General features: G+C 47.8%; 14 protein-coding genes. All 14 read left to right on the top strand.

The window, feature by feature from the left end; all coding sequences use genetic code 11:
• On the top strand, window positions 1-468 hold a 468-nt coding region (locus ABR397_RS20485; protein WP_350307330.1), incomplete at its 5' end, for a hypothetical protein.
• 22 nt (window positions 469-490) lie between these two features.
• Window positions 491-706, top strand: coding sequence for a hypothetical protein (locus tag ABR397_RS20490; RefSeq protein WP_350307331.1), 216 nt, complete (start codon window positions 491-493; stop codon window positions 704-706).
• Window positions 707-759: 53 nt separating this feature from the next.
• A complete protein-coding gene (locus tag ABR397_RS20495; RefSeq protein ID WP_350307332.1) occupies window positions 760-1,104 on the top strand; it encodes a hypothetical protein in 345 nt (114 codons plus the stop codon).
• On the top strand, window positions 1,101-1,412 hold the full coding sequence (locus ABR397_RS20500) for a hypothetical protein (protein WP_350307333.1): 312 nt from the start codon (window positions 1,101-1,103) through the stop codon (window positions 1,410-1,412). The genes ABR397_RS20495 and ABR397_RS20500 overlap by 4 nt, the downstream gene beginning before the upstream one ends.
• Entirely contained in the window at window positions 1,402-1,701 is a 300-nt protein-coding gene (locus tag ABR397_RS20505; protein ID WP_350307334.1) for a hypothetical protein, read from the top strand. Before ABR397_RS20500 ends, ABR397_RS20505 begins: the two co-directional genes overlap by 11 nt.
• A 53-nt stretch (window positions 1,702-1,754) precedes the next feature.
• The gene (locus tag ABR397_RS20510; protein WP_350307335.1) at window positions 1,755-2,078 is read left to right on the top strand and encodes a hypothetical protein; all 324 of its coding nucleotides are present in this window, start codon (window positions 1,755-1,757) and stop codon (window positions 2,076-2,078) included.
• 65 nt (window positions 2,079-2,143) lie between these two features.
• Window positions 2,144-2,356 (top strand): hypothetical protein, encoded by a 213-nt coding sequence (locus ABR397_RS20515; protein ID WP_350307336.1) that lies wholly within the window; start codon window positions 2,144-2,146, stop codon window positions 2,354-2,356.
• Window positions 2,353-2,616, top strand: a complete 264-nt coding sequence (locus ABR397_RS20520; protein ID WP_065823518.1) for a hypothetical protein — start codon at window positions 2,353-2,355, stop codon at window positions 2,614-2,616. The genes ABR397_RS20515 and ABR397_RS20520 overlap by 4 nt, the downstream gene beginning before the upstream one ends.
• Before the next feature lie 68 nt (window positions 2,617-2,684).
• Entirely contained in the window at window positions 2,685-2,867 is a 183-nt protein-coding gene (locus ABR397_RS20525) for a hypothetical protein (protein ID WP_350307337.1), read from the top strand.
• Between the two features lie 63 nt (window positions 2,868-2,930).
• Window positions 2,931-3,359 (top strand): hypothetical protein, encoded by a 429-nt coding sequence (locus ABR397_RS20530; protein ID WP_350307338.1) that lies wholly within the window; start codon window positions 2,931-2,933, stop codon window positions 3,357-3,359.
• Between the two features lie 1,285 nt (window positions 3,360-4,644).
• Complete coding sequence (locus ABR397_RS20535; protein WP_350307339.1) at window positions 4,645-14,577, top strand: non-ribosomal peptide synthetase; 9,933 nt, start codon at window positions 4,645-4,647, stop codon at window positions 14,575-14,577.
• Between the two features lie 303 nt (window positions 14,578-14,880).
• The gene (locus ABR397_RS20540; protein ID WP_350307340.1) at window positions 14,881-15,288 is read left to right on the top strand and encodes an MFS transporter; all 408 of its coding nucleotides are present in this window, start codon (window positions 14,881-14,883) and stop codon (window positions 15,286-15,288) included.
• A 224-nt stretch (window positions 15,289-15,512) separates the two neighbouring features.
• Window positions 15,513-15,650 (top strand): hypothetical protein, encoded by a 138-nt coding sequence (locus ABR397_RS20545; protein WP_350307341.1) that lies wholly within the window; start codon window positions 15,513-15,515, stop codon window positions 15,648-15,650.
• A gap of 1,051 nt (window positions 15,651-16,701) precedes the next feature.
• A partial coding sequence (locus ABR397_RS20550; RefSeq protein WP_350307342.1) for an amino acid adenylation domain-containing protein occupies window positions 16,702-21,517 on the top strand: 4,816 nt, incomplete at its 3' end.

The following is a 21,517-nucleotide window of genomic DNA, read 5'->3' on the forward strand; positions in this document are numbered from 1 at the left end:
TTTGTTCCGGGGTATATCGGCTACGGCTCATGGTTCCTCACAAGGTTAAGACAAAAACCTAGCGTGCATGAACCGAATGAGAGGAGCAAGGTGAGTTCACCGGACGTTTACCTTAAATCCGAAGTTTTTGGCAGTGGTATTGGCTCTGTTGCTGATTATTCTATTGAAGGAACAATCAAAAAGCGGGAAAAAATGATGAAAAAAAATAAAAAAGTTTTTGATATTAGATTACTTATTTATCTCGTGTGTGGCTTAATCGTCACTGGAGTTTTAATATGTATGCTAGGGATTCCTTTAGGAATAATTTTAGCTTTTATTAAAACTGGTAATATTACAATTGAATTGAACTCGATTATAGATTTTGCGAAATATGCAGTTAAGGTTGGAGGAGGGATAGGATTTGTTTTGGGCCTTGGTTTATGGCTTTTTGGAGTAATAGAAGCAATAGTAAAAAATAACGGACAATAATGCCCTGAGTTTACCCAAAGGCATGGCGGATTACGGTCGGTCAGCATCAAGTCTGGCTACCACGATGTTAAATGAAGGTAAGTCCCCTCAAGAGATTTCAGCGGCATTGTCAAAACATGCTAAAGGCGATCACCCGGAAGGGCAAGATCCGGTAAGAGGATTATTAGTCGCTTGGGGAGCAGGAGCTTCTGCTGTGGGAGGGACTATATTGCGCCTGTTGCTGGGACCGCAGCTGTAGTGGGTGGAGCTTTACTGGGTGCAATATCTGACACCGGAAAACAGCTTATCACTATGAAACCAAACGAGAGTTACAGCTATACTGACACGCTTATAACTGCCGGAGTGGGAGCATTAACCCAAGGTAAAGGTTTGATATATACAGAAGGGGTAAATATTGGTGGAGCTTGGCTAGGTAGCAAGCTTAAAGGTGAAGATGCAACTGGAGCTGTTATAGGTGCGGCTGTTGGTACTGTAGCGGGTGCTAAAGGTGGTGAATATCTTACAGGAAAAGTCATTGCTAATGGGATATCTCCTGTAACATCTGAAATTATAGGAACGATAGGTGGTTCGGTTGCTGGAACAGTATCTGGAACTGTAATAGAAAATGGTTTCAAAAAGGGAGACAATAAAAAGTGAAGAAGTTTAAAAAAGTAAATTTCTATTTATTGTTATATTTAGTGCTATCGTGCACTCTCCTTATTGTATGCATAGCTGTGTTAGCAAGTTTTATTGGAGTCCTTATTCTTTATTACCAAGAAGGAATTTTTCAATATCATAAATCACATTTTATTTATGCTGTAAAAGCTGGTACAGGAGCAGGTGTACCATTGGGCGTAGGAATCTGGATCCTTGCGAAAATAGAAGAAATTCGCAAAAGAAAATCTTCTTCTTACATTGCAGAAAAAGGAGTAAAGAAAACACAAGGAAGAAAAAATGAACAATAAAAGGGGCACTATTTTTAGACTAAAACAATTTATCTATCTAGTATTGGGATGGGGAATGATTTTTTCAGTGTGTTGTATGATTAGCATTCCTTTAACGTACCTTATTCTATTTTTTCAAGAAGGGTATTTTCTTTTAGACATTCAACCAGCTATTAATGGATTAAAATTCAGTATAAAAGTAGGCGGTAGTGGTGGGGTAATATTTGGATTATTTATTTATTTATTTAGTCTAATACAAGAATTTTATAAGAAACTTTCTTCACCAAACAAAAACAAGGAGGAGAAATAAAATGTCTATTACGGATAATAACTGACAATAATGCCCTGAGCTTGCCAAAAGGGATGGCGGATTATGGTCGGTCAGCATCAAGTCTGGCTACCGCGATGTTAAATGAAGGTAAGTCCCCTCAAGAGATTTCAGCAGCATTGTCAAAACATGCCAAAGGCGATCACCCGGAAGGGCAAGATCCAGTAAGAGGGTTGGTAACAGCGTGGGGAGCGGGAATGTCCACAGTAGTGGCACCGGTGCTGCTGCCATCGGGAGCAACGGTAGGCAGTATTTTTGCTGGAGGTTTAATCAGTGGAACAGCTAATGTCAGTAATCAACTGACAAATGGTCCTGTGAACATTACTGATGCACTGATAGCCACAGGAACAGGGCATTAACGCAAGGCAAAGGGTTTTGGTTTACAGAAATAGCGAGTATTACTGGTGCGTGTGCAGGCGCTAAATTGCAAGGGAAAGATCCTTTATCGCCTGTAATTGGTGCAGGTATTGGTAACGTGATAGGTGCAGGGACCGGTAAAGTAGTTACTGATAAATTTAAACCTGTAGTATCAGGAGCTGTTGCTGAAGCCATTGGTGCGGGTTCTGGTGCAATAAGCTCTGAAGTTGCAGGCAGTACAGTCGAAGAGAAGTTAAACAAAAATTGGAGTAAAAAATGAAATCTACGATTGTTTTTCCATATTTATTGTTTTTTCTGACTCTATCCACTATTGCATCGTTATTTATTACAACCTTACTTATAAGATTTGTCGTCGGAATGATTGCTTATTATCAATTTGGCGAAATAGACTTTAGTCTTAATGATGTTATATATGCTGCTAAAGTGGGCATTGCAGGAGGGATACCTTTAGGTATTGGAGCGTCGATTTTAGCTAACCTAAAAGAAAGCAAAGAGAAATTTCCCCCTTCCGGTTCTTAGCAAATAAGAATTCTGGCCTTCTGGTCAGGATTTTTACTGACAATAATGCACTGAGCTTGCCCAAAGGGATGGCGGATTACGGTCGGTCAGCACCCAGTCTGGCTACTGCGATGTTAAATGAAGGTAAGTCCCCTCAAGAGATTTCAGCGGCGTTGTCAAAACATGCCAAAGGTGATCACCCGGAAGGGCAAGATCCGGCAAGAGGATTGTTAGTCGCTTGGGGTGCGGGAATGTCCGTAATGTTCCGGTGAAACAGACGTGAATGGCAAAGTTGGCACTGAAATATATAAACATGAGTTTAAGGATAAATGAGCATGATTGTATATATTCCGTTTATTTTGATGGTCTTGAGTCTGTTGGGGTTTCTTGCATGCTTCATCTATTTTGGCTTGAGCAAAAAAATTTCACTAAGAAGTGTAAAATCTCCATTGCTCTTTTTTGATTTTTGTTTTTTTAATAAAAACAAACTTGCTAATTTTTCCATGATAATCTTATTTGTTATTTATATGTCTGGAATTTGGCTTGAATTTATTAAAAATGGAAGCTTGATTCCCTTTGTTAGCTATTTTATTGGAGTGTTTGCAATTCTTGTTTTTCTTATTCATTGCAGATTTTTCTCAAAAAGAAAATTTGCACATAGAAATAATATTGAATTCATAAAAGAGTTTGCTTTTGAAATGGAAATAAGTCTTCAAAATACGCTGTTATGGTTATCTAGATTATTTTATATTGTTTGGTTTTAACTTGTATAAAAAGGTTTTAACCGTTTTTTTACTGCTTTTAACACTTGCTTTTTATTAAGTTTAATCCTCATGGTATATTGTGTTTTACGTTTAATCAACGTTAATTATACTCACTTTTTATCTTCATAAATCAACCCGTAAATAGCCTGATGGTATAAAAATATCCCTTTATGTTTTTTCGGAAAATATTCTTTTTCTCGCTGTTTTATTTTAAATTTCCGTTTAATGGACATCGATTAAATATAATCATAATCCTTTTAAAAAATTGTACTTATTATGTGAATCTACCATGCATTTAATTTACCTTGGTTAAATAATATCTTTTTTTCATTGGAATAGTGAGTTTTAATAAGTATGAAAACAGGGTAACATAATATTTTAGTTATTTTTGGTTATTTTTTGATTAATAAATGTTAAATGAATCGCTTATTTATACTACGCGATATTAAATACCCATGAATATCAGATAAATTACATTGTTTATTGCTGTAAAATAATAAAAAATGAAGTTATTTAAATTTAAAATTATTTTTCTGCGGTATGTGATATAATGAAATTGATATTTTATCATGTTCTGATTATTACAAAGCAATATGTAATCAAGTTATTTATGGTTTTTTTCCTATTTTTTGGTATTTACGTTGACGGAATTTTTTACTATTGAAAAATAATGTGTTGTAAATTATTTTAATCTGATGTTATATTTTTGTATAATTTAATATGAATAATATTTTTGTAAATATTGAATAAGTCTGATTTGGTATTGAAATATAAGTTAATTATTATATTGAAGGCGCTGTTTTTAGGTGGGTGTTTATTTAACTTATTGATAATGTTCTTGTAATTTTCATGATTTGTTTTTGTAATTACTTAATTTTTTTGAAATTATTTTAATTTGGTATTAATGGGAAAGGGATAAAATATAACATTGATTTGGTATTTTCGTATAATTGATGTAGTTGATGGTTCCATTTTAAATTATAGAGCTCAGCGTCAGGCAATAAAAATTGAATAAAATTAATCGAATTTATCTAAAAACAGGGACGAAAATGGGATGTTTTATTCCGACTTATAAGATGAATTATTTATTCCTTTATCAGGGAAATTAGCGTCGAAGAATTGCTGATTATAGGGTTATTAGCCGGGCTATGGCATACCGCATCTGATAGCTTTGAATTAATGTCAGAAATATCGGCTTCTATTTCTTGGGGGCAAAAACATGGGTGATGACTGTCAGAAATGACAGTTTTCAAAAATCTAACAGATTCGTTGAGGTATATGATAGATGAAAGATAACATTGCTAAAGTGGGAAATGTTCTTAAATCTGAATTCCTTTCTCAGACGTCAAAAAACATAATTGACTCAAATTATGTGTCATCACAGACTCAAAATACAAAGAATATCCTCCAGACCCTCACACCCAGTGAATTATTCTGGTATGAACGCCTTACTGTTTTGCAACCATTCCAGTTACCCTTCGAAACCGCAGGAGAACAAGCGGAACCCAGATGGGCAATGAGTCTTTGGCAGTCCCCGTTACCAAAAAATGGGGAAGAGGACTCATTGCGGACACTGTTGCAGGCATTTGTGATCTATCTTGCGCGCTTGACTCAGCAGACTGAATTTCAAATCGGTTGGTGCGTGGATGAGGTAAAAAGTAAGTCAGCAGATTTGGCGCCGGTGGTGCCTATGAACATCGAGGTGGCGTTTGATAAGCCGTGGGGGGCGATAGCTGGCTGGGTTGATGACGAGCTTACCCTGTTGGCGCGGCACCAGACATTTAGTCGCGATCTCCTCGCCCGTGTTCCTTCATTGCAGGCTATTCCGGCGTTGGCAACTCGCCGGCCGTGGCAGATAGCCGTCTCTGTGATACAGGATGACAGAGAGGGTGATCAGGCGGCGCCCGGCGAATTGCTGACCCTCCAGCTGAATATGCAGGGCGGTTTTCGCTGGATATACGATGCAAACCGTCTGAGCGGGGAAGTGGTTCAGCGAATGGGTGAGCACTTACAGATGTTGGTATTATCAAAAAAGGGGGATAATGAAATCCCTGTTTGGCAATTGAATTTACTACCTGAGGCTGAACGTACATTATTGCTGGAAACCTGGAACGCCACGGAAAACCCGTATCCTGACCCGTTATGTATTCATCAGTTGTTTGAACAACAGGCAGAGCAAACTCCGCAGGCGACGGCGCTGGTGTATCAAGAACAGCTCCTTAGTTATGCGGAGCTGAATGCTCATGCCAACCGGTTAGCTCATCAACTGATTATGTTAGGCGTCACACCAGACCAACGGGTGGCGATTTGCGTGGCACGTTCCCCGACGATGGTGGTGGGATTATTGGCGGTGCTGAAAGCCGGCGGCGCTTATGTGCCGCTGGACCCAACCTACCCGGGGGAACGTCTGGCATATATTCTAAATGATACCGCCCCGGCAGTGGTATTGGCTGATGCGACCGGCCGGGCGGCGCTGGGTGAAGAGGCGCTGGCGGAATTGACGGTACTTGATCCAAATATTTTGCCGGATCAGCCGGACAGTAATCCGCTGGTCCCGGCGTTGACGCCTCAACATCTGGCTTATGTCATCTACACCTCCGGCTCAACCGGGCAGCCGAAAGGCGTGATGGTAGAGCATCAGGCAATGTATCAGCGTCATCGGGGTTTTAATGATCTCTTTGCCGTCACGGCGCAAGATCGGATGTTGCAATTTGCCTCTTTCGCTTTTGATGTTTCAATAGAAGAACTATTCTCGTCATTATGCAACGGCGCCACGCTGGTGATGCGGGATGATAGCTGGCTGGCTTCGGCGCCGGAATTTATTGCCTTAGCCCGGCAAAGCCGTATCTCGGTGATGTCTCTGCCTGCGTTGTTCTGGTCAGAATTGGTTGCCAGAGGCCATGAATTATCGCTGCCGGATTGCCTCAGGCTCGTCATCATTGGGGGGGAAGCGGTCAAAAAGAGCGCTATTCAGGATTGGTTTACGCGGGAAACCCATCGACCCCAACTATTGAACGCCTATGGTCCGACGGAAAATACCGTGACAGCGACTTGTAAGGAAATATTATCCCAGGCAGATGATAATTCTATCGGGCGGCCGGTTAAGAATACCTGCGTCTACCTGCTGGACAGATATGGTCAACCGGTCCCATTAGGCTGCATTGGTGAGATGTATATTGGCGGCGTTGGGGTGGCGCGGGGTTATCTTAACCGGCCTGAATTGAGCGCAGAACGTTTTATACCGGATCCCTTTAGCCCGGTAGCCGGTGCGCGGATGTATCGCTCCGGGGATTTGGCCCGTTACTTGCCGAACGGTGATCTGGAATTCCTGGGCCGTAACGACGAGCAGGTTAAAATTCGCGGCTTCCGAATTGAGCCGGGGGAGATTGAAACCCGCTTGATAGAACACCCGGCAGTGCAAGAGGCTGTGGTGTTGGCGCTGGATGGTCGGCAGGACAAACGTCTGGTCGCCTATGTGGCAGCGCAAGCGCATGAGGGGTTGGCTGTCAGTTTGCGTGAACATTTGAGTGCGGTTTTACCTGACTATATGGTCCCGGCGGCTTTTGTGCGTCTGGATACTTTCCCGCAGACTCCGAGTGGTAAGTTGGATCGCCGGGCATTACCGGCGCCGGGGGAGGATGATTTTGCCCGTCAGATTTACGAAGCCCCGCAAGGGGAGGCAGAGATCGCGCTTGCCGCCCTTTGGCGTGAGTTATTGGGCATTGAGCAGATAAGCCGGCATGACAGTTTCTTTGCCTTGGGCGGCCATTCACTGCTTGGCGTGCAGATGATTGAACGTCTGCGTCACCAAGGGTTAACACTGGCAGCGCGTGATCTGTTCCAATCGCCGGTGCTGTCAGAACTGGCGCAAAAGTTGGGACAGCATCAGGCCATGATAGTACCTGCCAATGTCATTACGCCGGCGACGACGGCACTTACGCCGGAGATGTTGCCGTTGATTGATCTGACTCAGGCTGATATTGATCATATCGTCGGGCAGGTGCCGGGCGGGATGGAGAATATTCAGGATATCTATGGGTTGTCGCCATTGCAGGACGGTATCCTGTTCCATCATTTGTTGACAAAGGAAGGCGATCCATACTTATTGCTCTATCCGGTGGCCTTTGCTAACCGCGCTCTGCTGGACCGCTATCTGGACGCGGTGCAACAGGCGGTTGATCGCCATGACATCCTGCGCACCTCTTTTCTCTGGGAAGGATTGTCAGTGCCGGCGCAGGTGGTCTGGCGCCGGGCGCAGTTGTCAGTGACTGAACTGACGCTGGACCCGGCTAATGGCCCGGTCATTGATCAATTAACCCGGCGTTTTGACCCAAGTCAGCATCGTCTTGACCTGAGTCAGGCTCCGCTGTTGCGTTTTGTTATCGCTCAGGAAACCGATGGTCGCTGGTTCTTATTGGAGTTGCTGCATCACTTGATCGGCGACCACGAAACAATGGAAGTCATGAACCGTGAAGTGCAGGCGCATTTTTCCGGACAGGGGGATCGCCTGCCTGATCCGGTCCCGTTCCGCAATCTGGTGGCTGAGGCCCGGCTGGGAGTGAGTCAGGAAGAGCATACCCGTTTCTTTACTGACATGTTAGCGGAGGTGGATGAGCCAACGTTGCCGTTCGGATTGGCGGATGTGCATCTTGATGGATCTCAGGAAGCAGGTTCCCATCGGATGCTGACGGCTGAGTTGAATGACAGTCTGCGCAGTTTGGCCCGGCGCTTGGGTGTCAGTTTGGCAGCGTTGTGTCATCTGGCCTGGGCGCAGGTATTGTCACGTACCAGCGGACAGGAGAAAGTGGTGTTCGGTACCGTGCTGTTTGGGCGTATGGCGGTGGGGGAAGGGGCTGACAGCGGCATGGGGCTGTTTATTAATACCTTACCGTTACGGTTGGATATTGATGAAACCCCGGTACGGGACAGCGTACGGGCGGTGCATCTGAGGCTGGCCGGGTTGCTGGAACATGAACATGCGTCATTGGCGCTGGTCCAGCAGTGCAGTGGGGTTGTCAGCGGTACGCCTCTCTTTAGCGCCCTGTTGAACTACCGGCATAATTATCAGCCGGATCCGCTGGATGAAACGATGGCTGGGATTGAATTTCTGGGTGAATACGAGCAGACCAACTACCCGTTTGAGCTGTCGGTGGAGGATGGGGGCGCCACGCTAGGGCTGACGGCTAATGTGGTGCAACCGTTTGATCCGGACAGGATATGCGGTTATATGCAGCAGGCGTTGGAGAGTTTGGTTGAGACACTTAAGCGGGCTCCCGAAACCCCAGTACGGACGTTGAACATCTTGCCTGAAACAGAACGCACGTTGTTGCTGGAAACCTGGAATACCACGGAAACTCACTATCCTGAGGCGTTATGCATTCATCAGTTGTTTGAACGACAGGCAGAGCAAACCCCGCAGGCGACGGCGCTGGTGTATCAAGAGCAGACGCTCAGTTATGCTGAATTAAATGCTTGCGCCAACCGTCTGGCCCATCAACTGATTGCACTGGGCGTCACACCCGACCAGCCGGTGGCGATTTGTGTGGCACGCTCCCCGGCGATGGTGGTGGCGTTGTTAGCCGTGCTGAAAGCCGGTGGGGCCTATGTGCCGCTAGACTCAACCTATCCGGGGGAACGTCTGGTGTATATCCTGAATGATACGGCGCCGTCAGTGGTGTTGGTTGATGCAACTGGCTTGGCGGCGCTGGGTGACGAGGCGCTGGCCGGGCTGACGGTACTGGACCCGAATATCCAGCCTGACCAGCCAGACAGTAATCCGCAAGTCTCCGCGTTGACGCCACAGCATTTGGCGTATGTGATTTACACCTCCGGCTCAACCGGGCAGCCGAAAGGGGTGATGGTAGAGCATCAGGCGATTTATCAACGGTATCTGGGCTTTAATGAGACTTATGCCGTCACAGCGCAAGACCGGCTGTTGCAATTTGCCGCTTTTGCGTTTGATGTTTCAGTGGAAGATTTTTTCTCGTCATTATGCAATGGTGCGACGCTGGTTCTTCGCGATGACAGTTGGCTGGCTTCGATACCGGAATTTATTGCCTTAACCCGGCAATATCGTATTACGGTGGTGTCGCTGCCGACCCTGTTCTGGTCTGAACTGGCGGCCAGAGAGACTGGGTTGCCGCTGCCGGATTGCCTCCGGCTCATCATCATTGGCGGTGAGGCGGTCAAAAAGAATGCTATTCAGGACTGGTTCAGGCAGGAAGGCCACCGGCCCCGGCTATTGAATGGTTATGGTCCGACTGAAAATGTGGTGACGGTGACCTATAAGGATGTGTTATCCCCAGAGGATGACCGTTCTATCGGCCGGCCAGCTAAAAATTCCTGCATTTACCTGTTGGATCAATATAACCAACCGGTACCCTTAGGTTGTGTGGGTGAAATGTATATTGGCGGCGTCGGGGTGGCGCGGGGTTATCTGAATCGGCCGGAACTGAGCGCAGAACGTTTTAGGCCGGATCCCTTTAGTTCGGTAGCGGGTGCGCGGATGTATCGCTCCGGGGATTTGGCCCGTTACTTGCCGGACGGTGATCTGGAATTCCTGGGCCGCAACGACCAGCAGGTCAAAATCCGTGGTTTCCGGGTTGAGCTGGGGGAAATTGAAACCCGGTTGGTGGAACATCCGCAGGTGCATGAGGCGGTAGTGTTGGCGTTGGATGATGGACAGGGTAAACGGTTGGTCGCCTATGTCGCCGCAGAGGAGCAAGAGGGGTTGACAGTTCTTTTGAGCGAATACTTGAGGGGAGTGTTACCCGACTATATGGTCCCGGCGGCCTTTGTACGTCTGGATACCTTCCCGGAGACCCCGAATGGCAAGCTGGATCGCCGTGCGTTACCGGCGCCGGGGGAGGAAGCGTTTGCCCGTCAGATCTATGAAGCCCCGCAAGGGGAGCCTGAGATCGCTCTGGCAGCCATTTGGCATGAATTATTGGGCATTGAGCAGATAAGCCGGCATGACAGCTTCTTTGCGTTGGGCGGCCATTCACTGCTCGCTGTGCGGATGATTGAACACCTGCGTCGCCAGGGGTTGACATTGGCGGCACGTGACCTGTTCCAGTCGCCGGTGCTGTCAGAACTGGCCCAAACGTTGGGGCGGCATCAAGCTATGAGGGTACCGCCCAATATCATTACGCCAGCGACGACAAAACTTACGCCAGCGATGTTGCCGCTGATTGATCTGACTCAGCCTGAGATTGATCGCATTGTTGGGCAGGCGCCGGGCGGGATGGCGAATATTCAGGATATCTATGCGCTGTCGCCGTTACAGGACGGTATTCTGTTCCACCATCTGTTGGAAAAGGAAGGCGACCCGTACCTGCTGCTCTATCCGGTGGTCTTTGCTAACCGTGCTCTGCTGGACCGTTATCTGGCGGCGGTGCAACAGGCGATTGATCGCCATGATATCCTGCGTACGGCTTTCATCTGGGAAGGATTATCAACGCCGGCTCAGGTGGTTTGGCGTCAGGCGACTTTGCCGGTAACTGAACTGACGTTAGACCCGGCTGACGGCCCAGTCATTGACCAGTTAACTCAGCGTTTTGATCCGGGTCACTATCGTCTTGACTTGAGTCAGGCCCCGCTCCTGCGTTTTGTTATCGCCCAGGAAACGGATGGTCGCTGGTTCTTATTGGAATTGCAGCATCACTTGATCGGCGATCATGAAACGATGGAAGTGATGAACCGTGAGGTTCAGGCCTGTTTTTCTGGACAGGCGGACCTTTTGCCTGACCCGGCGCCGTTCCGCAATCTGGTGGCTGAGGCCCGGCTGGGAGTGAGTCAGGCAGATCATACTCGCTTCTTTACCGACATGTTGGCGGAGGTGGATGAGCCAACGTTGCCGTTCGGGCTGACGGAGGTATATCGTGATGGATCTCAGATGACGGAAGCCCATCGGATACTGACCACTGGGTTAAATGACCGCCTGCGTAATCAGGCCCGGCGTTTGGGCATCAGTTTGGCGGCGTTGTGTCATCTGGCTTGGGCGCAGGTGTTGTCGCACACCAGCGGGCAGGAGAAAGTCGTGTTCGGTACCGTCCTGTTTGGGCGGATGCAGGCAGGTGAAGGCGCCGACAACGGTATGGGGTTGTTTATCAATACCCTGCCGTTACGCCTGGATATCGATGATACCCCGGTACAGGACAGTGTGCAGGCAGCTCATAGCCGGCTAGCCGGATTATTGGGGCATGAACATGCTTCACTGGCGTTAGCCCAGCGATGCAGTGGGGTTGCCAGCGGTACGTCGCTCTTTAGTACCTTGTTCAACTATCGACATAATTCTCAGCCGGTGACTCCGGATGAAATGATGGATGGGATTGAGTTCCTGGACACACAGGAGCGGACTAACTACCCATTAGGACTGTCGGTGGAGGATGATGGCTCTACTTTGGGACTAACTGCTCTGGTGGTGCAACCGTTTGATCCGGACCGGATATGCGGTTATATGCAGCAGGCGCTGGAAAGTTTGATCGAGGCGCTTGAACAAGCTCCGGAAACGCCGATACGATCACTGAATATCCTGCCGGAAACGGAACGCACGTTGTTGCTGGAAACCTGGAACGCCACGGAAACCTCGTATCCTGACGCGTTATGTATTCATCAGTTGTTTGAACAACAGGTAGAGCAAACGCCGCAGGCGACGGCACTGGTGTATCAGCAGCAGATCCTCAGTTATGCTGAATTAAATGTCCGCGCCAACCGTCTGGCTCATCAACTGATTGCGCAGGGCGTCGTACCCGATCAGCGGGTGGCGATTTGCGTGGCCCGCTCCCCGGCGATAGTGGTGGCGCTGCTGGCGGTGCTGAAAGCTGGTGGCGCCTATGTGCCGCTGGATCCAACCTATCCAGAAGAGCGTCTGACGTATATCTTGAATGATACGGCCCCGGCAATGGTATTGGCTGATGAAACCGGGCGGGTAGCGCTGGGCGAAGAAGCGCTGGCCGGGCTGACGGTACTTGATCCAAATAACCTGCCTGACCAGCCGGACAGCAACCCGCAGGTTCCTGCGTTGACGCCGCAGCATCTGATTTATGTCATCTATACCTCTGGCTCAACCGGGCAGCCGAAAGGGGTGATGGTGGAACATCAGTCTGTGTATCAACGTCATCTGGGTTTTAATGATCTCTATGCTGTCACGGCGCAAGATCGGGTGCTGCAATTCGCCTCTTTTGCATTTGATGTTTCAGTGGAAGAACTTTTCTCGTCATTATGCAACGGCGCCACGTTGGTGATGCGTGATGATAGCTGGCTGGCTTCTGCACAGGCGTTTATTGCTTTAGCCTGGCAAAACCATATTACGGTGATATCTCTGCCTGCGTTATTTTGGTCCGAACTGATTGCCAGAGACAATCCATCACCGCTGCCGGATTGCCTCCGGCTCATCATCATTGGTGGTGAGGAGGTCAAAAAGAGCGCCATTCAGGACTGGTTTACGCGGGAAACCCATCGACCCCAGTTATTGAATGCTTATGGCCCGACGGAAAATACCGTGACTGCGACCTGTAAGGCGGTGCTATCCCCTGTGGATGATAGTTCTATTGGCCGGCCGGTTAAAAATACCTGCGTCTACCTATTGGACAGAGACGGTCAACCGGCGCCATTAGGCTGCATTGGTGAAATGTATATTGGCGGCGTCGGTGTTGCGCGTGGTTATCTGAACCAGCCGGAATTGAGCGCAGAACGTTTTATACCTGATCCCTTTAGTCCGGTATCTGGTGCGCGGATGTATCGCTCTGGGGATTTGGCCCGTTATTTGCCGGACGGTAACTTGGAATTCCTCGGCCGTAATGACCATCAGGTGAAAATCCGCGGCTTCCGTATTGAGCTGGGGGAAATTGAAACCCGGCTGATGGAACACCCGGAGGTACAAGAGGCGGCGGTACTGGTGCGGGAAGATGGGCAGGACAAGCATCTGGTCGCTTATGTAGTGGCGGAAAAGAGTGATGGGTTGGCAGCCCGTTTGCGTGAACATTTGAGTGCGATTTTACCTGATTATATGGCGCCGTCGGCTTTTGTGCGTTTGGATGCTTTTCCGTTGACGCCAAACGGCAAACTGGACCGTCAGGCATTACCCGCACCGGACGAAGAGGCGTTTGTCCGTCAGGCTTACGCAGCGCCACAAGGCGAAACAGAAACCGTATTGGCGGAAATTTGGTGTGAATTGTTGGGGGTTGGGCAGGTCAGCCGGCATGACAACTTCTTCGCGCTGGGGGGGCATTCACTGCTTGCCATGCGAATGACCAATTTTGCTGTAGGCCGGGGGTTGATTTGCACATTGAATGCCTTGTTCCAATTCCCTGTGCTGGCTGAATTGGCAGCGAAAATCACCTCAGATTTGCTGTCTCAGTCACAATGTGCCGCCATATCAGTGCGACCAGCTGGAACAGATCTGCCGTTGTTCTTTGTGCCCAGTGGGATGGGTGACTATTCCTATGTCTTCGGGCTGGCTCAACATATCCAGTCAGGCTACCCGATTTATGCGCTGCCCTGGCCCTCTATCAGTGAAGAACCGATGCTGACGATGGAAGAGCAGGCGGCCAGAATGATCAGCCTGGTGAAAGCGGTTCAACCGACAGGTCCGTACCGGATAAGTGGTTACTCTTCCGGCGGTATATTGGCTTATGCCATTGTTCAGCAGCTTTTGCATGCCGGTGAGACGGTGAACTTCTTGGGGCTGATTGATACGCCAGCGCCTCATTATTTTGGGGAGCAACCTGTGCAACCCAAGCATCAGTTCTTGACTGAGCTGGTCAGGCTGTCAGGGGAGGAACACTCAGAAGAGGTTGCAGCGTTGTACCGGCGAATTGATGAGCTGAGTTTGGTGCAGTTTATTGCAGCGGCACAGGAATTGGCGTTATATCCCGCCAATCTATCCTCTGATTTAATCGCCAAACGTTGGGAACAGATAGAGCGTTATGCACAAATAGTCAGAGAGTATGAACCGCAGGCATTAGCGGTAACGCTGCATCAGTTTTATGCGATAGAGCCTTCTCCTTCTGTTTCTTTTGTCACGGATGAAAAGCTAGAGTCGTTAAATATAGAACCGTCATTAGGTTGGGCGCAGGTTATGCCTGACTCTTCACTTCAGTTGATTGCTATTTCGGGTGATCATTTTAGTTTGTTGGAGGATAAGGAGCATAGAATTGCTTTAGCTCATGCTCTGAATAAGGCATTAGCAATACATTGTGATGGGGAGATGTTGTAATACGGATATATTAATCATTATAGAATAATTTAATGTTGGTATGATAATCCGGTATATATTGTTTATACCGGATTTTTGTATTAAAAATAAGGAAATGGATAATTTTCATACAATTGAATAGGCAGGGCGGTTTTATCAGTGTTGAGTCAGTGGCATTTGAGATTGAGACATCCTTTCATTATTAGATAGAAGGATTATTTCTCAGGTCATTATCAACGTGAATTTTTTGATAATTGAAAATCAATTTATCTTTCTAATTAAGAATAATGAACTCTTTGACGTCGGTGATTTAAAATAAATAGTATGACAACAGTCAATATCCAGAATGTTATCAATAGTCAAAAACTTTCAAAAGTTCAGTGGCAAGTATTAATTCTTTGTTTCTCTATCGTGACTATTGATGGCTTCGATACCGCATTAATGGATTATATTGCACTCGCAGTGATAAATGACTTTAACGTAGAAAGCATTATTCTTGGGCCAGACATGAGCGCTGCACTGTTTGGTTTAGCATTGGGCGCGCTTTTTTCTGGTCTGCTTGCTGATAGACTTGGTCGAAAATTAGTACTTACAATATCTGTGGGTGTTTTTGGTCTGTTTAGTTTGGTTACCGCCGCAGCTGATTCAATACAGGCATTAACTATTTTGCGTTTTTTGTGGCTTTCCTTTTGGTGCGGCGCTAGGCGGAATGTTTTCTGTCTGAATCACTGAAATATCTAATTTTAAAAGGTAACTCAGAAGAGGTTGCAGTTTTGTACTGGTGAATTGATGAGCTGAATTTTGTTCAGTTTATTGAAGATGCACAAGAATTGGCGTTATATCCCGTCATGATCTAATTGTAAAACGTTGGGAGCAGAGAGCGTTATGCGCAAACAGTCACGAATGAAAAACCGGAGTTGTTAAATAGAGAACCGTTGTTAGGCGGGGTACAGATAATGCCTGACTTTTTACTTCGGTTGATTGTTATTCCGGGTAACCATTTTAGTTTATTGGAGAATAATGAAAATAAAACGGTTTTAGCTCAGGCTCTGGATAGGGCGTTGGCAATGCATTGTGATGGGGAGTCACTGTAATACGGATATATTAAGCAATATAGAATAATTTAATGTCTGGATGATAATCCGGCATATATTGTTTATACCGGATTTTTTATGTATCAAAGCAGAATCATTAAAGTTATAACTCCAATATAAGTTATTTTTTAAGTTTGTTTGTTATTATTATTTTTATTTTATATTGTGTGATCTAAGTTGTATTTTATTGTTTGTTTTATTTTATTTTTTTGATTGCCTTGGTATTAAAATCGTATATTTAATTGTAGAGTTGTTGTTGGAAGTATTTTTTGTAATAAATAATTGAGGGAAAGTGATCTAAGATGTGATCATGGCAATATTTTTTGTGGTAATATAGGTTGATTATTATCATCAATATTTCATGATCTCGATTTTGGACATATTGAGTTTATTTTAAATAACTCGTTATAACTAAGAGTCTACCCATTAGGTGTAATTATTGTTGGCCGTTCTTGTGAATAAATGGTGAATACGGACAGTGTGCGGAAACCGGCGCATACATGTAGTATGTGAGGACGGCAAGAGTGAAAAAGCAGTGAAAAAATTTTAATTTATATATTTTGAGGTATATGAAAATTGAATGATATTAAGCTTTGTCCTAGCTTGCACAACGTGTTGGTAAATATCGCCAGACGTCCGAAAAACCACATCAAAGAACTATCTAACTGGAATGTATCGTGTTGCAATCAATATCTTATTGCGTTAATTATTGCTCTGCTAATATTATTTTATCATCATGAAATAGTATGTAATAGAATTAATTGTAATTTATAATGTTTCTTTATGGTATTAAGTGTGATTCTATTTCTATGGGAAAAATGGAATCTCTTGTTGTGCATGATAGGGTGAATTATTTATTCCATTGCTAGGGGAATTAGCGCCGAAGAATTGTTAATTGTTCGTTATTAATCGGGCTATAGCGCGGTATCTTGAATTGATATCAGATATGTCCGTTTTTATTTCTTGGGGGCAAGAAGTAAGAAAGAAATATTGGTGATGGCTGTCAGGAATGACAGTTTTCAAATTTCTAACAGATTCGTTGAGGTAATAGATGAAAGATAACATTGCTACAGTGGGAAATGTTCTTAAAGCCGAAGCTCTCTCTCAGATGTCATGTGAAAATATAACTCATAATACAAACGATACATCGACTCCATCACAAACATGCGTCGTGGTAGGAGGGACAACCCTTGCAGTGTTCTGCGCCGGGCAAATTCAGGCGGCTGGTCATACCATACAAGCAGTGCTACCTACTGATACCGTTCTGCAAACATGGGCTGTTCAACAAGGGATTGCTTGTGTGAACTCGGTTGATGCATTACAAGAACAAATCACGTCACACCCTGTCGATTGGCTTTTCTCAGTCGTCAACCCCATGATCCTGCCGGTATCCCTGATTAAGCAGATTCGCGGCGGGGCTTTTAATTATCATGATAGTCCGCTGCCACGCTATGCGGGCAGGCATGCCACTTCTTGGGCGTTGTTAGCCCAAGAAACACATTACGCTATTTCCTGGCACTGTATTGAAGGTGGTGTAGATACCGGCGATATTGCGGTGCAATGGCCGGTATCGATTGAGGAACACGATAATGCTTTCTCGTTGAATCTGAAATGTTATCAAGCTGCCCAGAAAGGATTTATTGAACTGCTGAAAAATCTGGGTCACGGCGCATTAGAGACTTACCCACAGGATCTTTCACAACGGAGTTTTTATGCGCTATCGCATCGCCCTGATTTTGGCGGCTATTTGTGTTGGGAGCAGTCGGGAGAGGCCCTGTCGGCTTTAGTGCGGGCATTAGATTTTGGCGAGAATTACTCAAATCCATTAGGTTGCCCGAAACTGTTGCTAAGACAGGGCCCGGTGCAGATTTCCTGGCTTCAGAGGTTAAAACAGCGTTCTGAGGGGGTACCCGGTACATTGATTAGGGTGGAGGAGGACGCCTGGCAGGTGACGACTGGCAGTGAGGATGTGCGGATTGGGGGATTCGCTACCCTTGAAGGTCACTTACTGTCTGCCAGAGAGCTTGCTGATATATCGGAACTCAGGTCAGGTAAACCGCTTCCTCTGCTTTCTTCACAGCAGGCCCAGAATGTAAAAAATACCCTTCAGGCACTTGCACCCAGTGAACCATTTTGGTGTGAGCGTCTTGCCGCTTTGCAGCCGCTCCAGTTACCTTTTGAAATGATCGGTAAACAGGCAGAACCCCGATGGGTAATGGGGCCTTGGCAGCCTCCACTGCCAAAAAACGATGCAGAAGATCCATTACAGTCATTGTTGCAGATATTTGTTATCTATCTTGCACGTCTGACTCAGCAGGCTCAATTCCAAATCGGCTGGTGTGTGGATGAGGTAAAAGATAAGTCGGCAGATTTGGCGTCGATGGTACCTATGAGCATTGAAGTGGCGTTTGATAAGCCCTGGCGTGTGGTAGCTGACTGGGTTGATGATGAACTTGCCCGATTGGCGCAGCACCGTACATTCAGCCGTGATCTTCCCTCTCGCTCTCCTTTACTGCGGGCTATCCCGGCATTAAGAACAAGCCGGCCGTGGCAGATTGCCGTCACTGTGATACAGGATGACAGACCGTGCGCTCAAGAAGCACTCGGTGAATTGTTGACGCTCCAGATGAATGTGCAGGGTGGTTTTCGCTGGATCTATGATGAAAATCGCCTGAGTCCGGAAGTGATTCTGCGGATGAGTGAGCATTTAAAGGTGCTGGCATTATCGAAAAGGGGCGGCGATGAAATCCCCGTCTGGCAGCTTAATTTGTTGCCGGAGGCTGAACGTACGCTGTTACTGGAAACCTGGAACGCCACGGAAACCGCCTATCCTGAGCAATTGTGTATTCATCAGCTGTTTGAACAACAGGTGGAGAAAACACCAGAAGCGACGGCACTGATAGCGGGAGATAAGACCTTCAGCTACACGGAGCTGAATACGCGTGCTAACCGGTTGGCTCGTCAGCTGATCGAACAAGGGGTTGATCCCGGTGATCATGTTGCGCTCCTATTAGAGCGTTCGATGGGGCTGGTGGTGGCCCAATTGGCTATTCTCAAAGCCGGTGCCGTTTACGTGCCGATTGATCCCAATGTGCCGGATGAACGGAAAAACTGGCTGATGAGCGATTGTTCAGTCAGGTTGTTGCTCACTGATACACGGGAGGATATTCCGGCTAACCTGGCTGTTCCGTTGTTGCGTCTCTCTGATGAGACAGACACGAATAGAGAGGAAGATTGCCTCAACCCTGACTTACCGCGTTCTAGCGCTGAGTTAGCGTATATCATGTATACCTCCGGTTCGACCGGTACACCTAAAGGGGTCTTGGTGCCGCATCGTGCGGTGGTCCGGCTGGTCATCAATAATGGTTATGCTGAAATTGGAGCGGATGACCGGGTGGCCTTTGCGGCTAATCCGGCTTTCGATGCCAGTACGTTTGAAGTCTGGGCACCGTTGCTCAATGGCGGCGCGTTAGTGGTTGTCGAGCACGTCACTTTGCTGACGCCGCAAACGTTTGTACAGACTTTACAGGTTCAGCGAATGACGGTGCTGTGGCTGAGTGTTGGATTATTTAACCAGCTGGCGGCGGAGCTGTCTCCGGTTCTGCCGCAAATAAAGCTCCTGATTGTCGGGGGAGATGCCCTTGATCCCCATGTCATTGGGCAGGTATTGAGCACGAATCCGCCACAACAGCTATTAAATGGCTATGGGCCGAGTGAAGGCACTACCTTTACCACGACATACCGAATCAATGCATTGGCGCAGGGAGCGACCCGTATCCCGATTGGCCGACCGGTAGCCAACACGCGGGTTTATCTGTTGGATGCTTATGGTCAGCCAGTGCCGTTGGGGGGGGATGGAGAGATTTATGTGGGAGGCGATGGCGTTGCCCAGGGTTATTTCAATCGCCCTGAGTTAACCGCTGAACGTTTCCTGGTTGATCCGTTCAGTGATAACCCAGATGCGCGCATGTACCGCACTGGGGATTTGGCCCGTTACCTGCCGGACGGCAATATCGAGTTTCTGGGCCGCAACGATCAGCAGGTGAAAATCCGCGGTTTCCGCATTGAACTGGGGGAAATTGAGGCGCGTCTGGCAGAGCATCCGGCAGTGCATGAGGTTGTCGTGTTGACCCGGGGGGAAGGGGAGGATAAACGGCTGGCGGCCTATGTGGTGGCATCGGCGGATGACGGGCTGGTGAACAGCCTGCGTGCCCATTTGAGCGCCATTTTACCTGACTATATGGTGCCGTCCGCCTTTGTGCGTCTGGATGCATTTCCGTTGACGCCGAACGGTAAATTGGATCGCCGGGCATTGCCGGCCCCGGACAATGAAGCCTTTGCTTATCAAGTTTACGAAGCGCCCCAGGGCGAAACGGAAATGGCCCTGGCGGCGATTTGGCGTGAATTACTGGGGATTGAACAGGTTAGCCGGCATGACAGTTTCTTTGCCCTGGGGGGGCATTCGCTGCTCGCGATACGGGTGGTTGAACGCCTGCGTCACTTTGGGTTGACCCTGACGGCGCGTGATCTGTTCCAGTTTCCGGTGCTGTTTGAACTGGCCCGGTCACTGGGACAGCATCAGGCGGTGATCGTGCCGCCTAACGTCATCACCCCGGCAGACACGACACTGACGCCGGCGATGTTGCCGCTGATTGATCTGACTCAGGCTGAGATTGACCGTATCGTTGAGCAGGTGCCGGGCGGGGTAGCCAATATTCAGGATATCTATGCCCTGTCGCCGTTGCAGGACGGTATTTTATTCCACCACTTACTGGCAAACGAAGGGGATCCGTATCTGTTGACGGGTTTGATAGCCTTTGCTGACCGGTCTCTGTTAGATCGTTATCTGGCCGCGGTTCAACGGGCAGTTGATCGGCACGATATCTTACGTACCGCTTTTATCTGGCAAGGATTATCCGTACCGGCACAGGTGGTCTGGCGTCAGGCGACCTTGTCGGTGATGGAACTGACACTGGATCCGGCTGACGGCGCGATCAGTGACCAGTTAACCCGGCGCTTTGATCCGCGTCATCATCGTCTCGACCTGGGAGAAGCGCCGTTATTGCGCTTTGTGGTGGCGCAGGAGACCGATGGCCGCTGGATTGTCCTGCAATTGCTGCATCACCTGATTGGCGACCATGAAACGATGGAAGTGATGCACCGCGAAGTCCAGGCATACCTTACGGATCAGGCGGATAGCCTGCCGGCACCGGTTCCTTTCCGCAATTTGGTGGCGCAGGCCCGGTTGGGCGTGAGTCAGGAGGCGCATACTCGTTTCTTTACCGAGATGCTGGCGGCGGTAGATGAACCCACGCTGCCATTCGGGCTGGCAGAGGTGCGCCGCGACGGCTCGCAGGTGACGGAATTTCACCGGATGTTGGCGCCGGAGCTGAATGACCGTCTGCGCAGTCAGGCCCGGCATTTGGGGGTCAGTCTGGCGGCGCTGTGTCATCTGGCCTGGGCGCAGGTGTTGTCGCGTACCAGCGGTCAGAAGAAAGTGGTGTTCGGCACGGTGTTGTTTGGACGGATGCAGGCAGGGGACAGCGCCGACAATGGCATGGGGCTGTTTATTAATACCTTGCCGTTGCAGCTGAATATCGATGAGACACCGGTACGGGACAGCGTGCAGGCCGCCCATACCCGACTGGCCGGATTATTAGCCCATGAACATGCGTCACTGGCGCTGGCTCAGCGTTGCAGTGGTGTACAGGGCGATCTCCCACTTTTTAATAGTCTGTTGAATTATCGGCACAATACCTTGCCGGTAATGTCAGATAAACTTATCAGTGGTATTGAATTTCTGGGCGCACAGGAGCGGACCAACTATCCGTTAATGCTGTCAGTGGAGGATTTTGGGGAAGCCCTGG

The sequence above is a fragment of the Photorhabdus viridis genome, assembly GCF_040256935.1.
GTDB lineage: Bacteria > Pseudomonadota > Gammaproteobacteria > Enterobacterales > Enterobacteriaceae > Photorhabdus > Photorhabdus viridis.

What these genes read in the sequence shown, in the direction of transcription:
- ABR397_RS20505 (WP_350307334.1), top strand. Translation starts at nt 1,402, where the DNA reads ATGAACAATAAAAGGGGCACTATTTTTAGACTAAAACAATTTATCTAT.
- ABR397_RS20535 (WP_350307339.1), top strand. Translation starts at nt 4,645, where the DNA reads ATGAAAGATAACATTGCTAAAGTGGGAAATGTTCTTAAATCTGAATTC.
- ABR397_RS20525 (WP_350307337.1), top strand. Translation starts at nt 2,685, where the DNA reads ATGGCGGATTACGGTCGGTCAGCACCCAGTCTGGCTACTGCGATGTTA.
- ABR397_RS20510 (WP_350307335.1), top strand. Translation starts at nt 1,755, where the DNA reads ATGGCGGATTATGGTCGGTCAGCATCAAGTCTGGCTACCGCGATGTTA.
- ABR397_RS20495 (WP_350307332.1), top strand. Translation starts at nt 760, where the DNA reads ATGAAACCAAACGAGAGTTACAGCTATACTGACACGCTTATAACTGCC.
- ABR397_RS20520 (WP_065823518.1), top strand. Translation starts at nt 2,353, where the DNA reads ATGAAATCTACGATTGTTTTTCCATATTTATTGTTTTTTCTGACTCTA.
- ABR397_RS20490 (WP_350307331.1), top strand. Translation starts at nt 491, where the DNA reads ATGGCGGATTACGGTCGGTCAGCATCAAGTCTGGCTACCACGATGTTA.
- ABR397_RS20545 (WP_350307341.1), top strand. Translation starts at nt 15,513, where the DNA reads ATGCCTGACTTTTTACTTCGGTTGATTGTTATTCCGGGTAACCATTTT.
- ABR397_RS20530 (WP_350307338.1), top strand. Translation starts at nt 2,931, where the DNA reads ATGATTGTATATATTCCGTTTATTTTGATGGTCTTGAGTCTGTTGGGG.
- ABR397_RS20540 (WP_350307340.1), top strand. Translation starts at nt 14,881, where the DNA reads ATGACAACAGTCAATATCCAGAATGTTATCAATAGTCAAAAACTTTCA.